The following is a 2,578-nucleotide window of genomic DNA, read 5'->3' on the forward strand; positions in this document are numbered from 1 at the left end:
GAATGTATTACATCAGCTGCTGAAATAACAAATCTTGTATGTGTTAATTCAGGTATAACTACTCTATTATCAACTTCTAACATTCTAAATCTACCTTCTTCTAAATCACTTTCAGGTATTATATATGAATCAAATTCAACAAATTCACCTTCATCATTAGTAAAATCTGGATATTGATAACTTCAATATCATTGATGACCTTCGGCTAAAATAGTCATAGAAGGATCGTTTACTTCATCCATTAAATATAATAATTTAAATGATGGGAATGCTATTAATATAAGTATTAATGCAGGTGTTATAGTTCATATTAATTCAATAAGTGTTCCGTGATTCATATATTTATGAGATATAGGTGATTTTGAAGCTATAAAATTTCTTACTACAGTTATCATTATTCAAACAACAGTAAATAATATAATTGCTAAATAAAACATTATATTATTATGTAACTCTTCTAGTCCTTCCATTTGCGGTGTTGCATTATCTTGAAAAAATGTACCTCAAGGCTCTGGTGTATCATTCTTTATTATATTAGAAAATATTATTTCTATCATATTTTTAGTAAAAAACCAATTATATAGGTAAGATTAAAGGCAAATATGTAAATTTATATAAATATAATGTATATAAGTTATAAACAATAAATAATATCATACTTTAGAGCATAGATTATTTTTACATAATCTGCTAAATTTACCCTTTGTCTAGCATTATATTGAAAAAACATCATTAATGTTATAGGTCTATTCTTTTATATTAAAAAATACTTTTTTTTTATGTATAAGGATTACATAATAATTTATATATAATAAATATTGTATAATAAATAAGTTGTATAATAATGTAAACCATCTAAAATAATACTAGGATATATACCAAGTATTATAGTAAATAAAACTAAAATAAGTAACATGAAAAACTCTCTTTTATTTAAATCAGGTATATATTCTAATCAGTATTTATAAAAAAAAGAACCTGCGAAAAATATTCTATTAAACATAAATATAGTATAGGCAGCAGAGAAAACAATAGATGTAGAAGCCAAAATACCTGCAAGAGGTAATCTTTCAAAAACACCATATAAAGACATGAATTCTCCTACAAAGTTAAGTGTAAGAGGTGCACCACAATTACCTAAAGAAAGCATGAAAAATAATATAGATAAAATAGGCATTACTTGAACTATACCTCGATAATAAGTTATCAATCTCGTACCTGATCTATCATACAATATTCCTCCTGCTGTAATAAATAAACCAGAAGATACAAAACCATGAGCTAAACCTAAACAAATACCACCTTGTATACCCTGTAAAGTATTACTAAAAACACCTGATAAGTAAACAGCAGCATGTGATACAGATGAATAAGCTATTAATTCTTTAACATCTATAGTTCTAAGTGTACTTAAACTAGCATATATTATAGTTAAAATTCCTATAAGAAAAACAATATAAGTATAATATAAAAAAGCTTTAGGGACTAAAGGTAATATTAATCTAAAAATACCATATAAACTTAATTTTAAAACTATAGCAGCTAAAATAATACTACCAGACAATGGTGATTCAACATGAGCTTTTAATAATCAACTATTTAAATAAATAGTTGGTGTTTTAACAGCAAAAGCAATGAATATACCAATAAACATAAATACTTGTGTAATATATAAAAAATTCGTTTTAGATAAAACATTAAAATCAGTACAACCTATTAAAGATTGCATAGTTATAATAGATAGTAACATAAATAATGAACCTAGAAATGTATATAAAAAAAAATAGAAACTTGCTCTTATTTTAGCACTAGATCCAAATATACCAATTAATATAAATAAAGGTGCTAAAATACTTTCAAAAAATATATAAAACATTAGTATATCTAATACTAAAAAAATTAATAATAATAAAGATTCTAATAATAAAATTATTACTAAAAAATATTTTACCTTATTATCTATAGATTTTCAATTAGATATTATTGCAATTGGCATTATTAATGTAGTTAATAGTATAAAATATATAGATAATCCATCTATACCTAAATAAAAATCATAATAACCTATTTTATAATGTTCTTGTACAAATTGAAAATGTTTGCTACTATTATTAAATAACAATCATATTATTAAAGATATTACTAAGTCTACTATTGTAAAAGCTAAGGCAAATGTTTTAAGAATTTTTGAATTTTCATTTAAGCCATAAGAATTATATGATAATATAAAAAATATACCAAAAAAAGGTATTAAAATTAAAGCAGATAATAACATTAAATTATAAATTAAAAAAAAAATTTTTTTACTACAAATTATAAGTTACATAAATACTAAAGGGATATATATATATATAGTAAAACTATAAATTAAATATATAATAAATTATAGTAAAAAGATAATTTTTATATTTAAATATATTATACTATTAAACAGTTAATAGTTACCATTTAATGCTTTTTTCAGAAGAATTTCTAGTATTAATAATTGCAAATATAATAATAATAAATAATAATGAATCATCATTGTTTTTAGTTAAATATAATATAGATATATAAAATATAAGACTTACTAATATAT

General features: G+C 21.6%; 3 pseudogenes. All 3 read right to left on the minus strand.

What is annotated here, in order from left to right:
* Nucleotides 1-170: pseudogene (locus ACYVEA_RS34300) on the minus strand (cupredoxin domain-containing protein); the annotation flags it as partial.
* 135 nt (nucleotides 171-305) lie between these two features.
* Nucleotides 306-488: pseudogene (locus ACYVEA_RS34305) on the minus strand (cytochrome c oxidase subunit II transmembrane domain-containing protein); the annotation flags it as partial.
* A gap of 467 nt (nucleotides 489-955) precedes the next feature.
* Nucleotides 956-1,876 (minus strand): annotated as a pseudogene (locus ACYVEA_RS34310) (complex I subunit 4 family protein).
* Nucleotides 1,877-2,578 lie beyond the last annotated feature (702 nt).

It is taken from the genome of Spirosoma jeollabukense, from assembly GCF_054777855.1.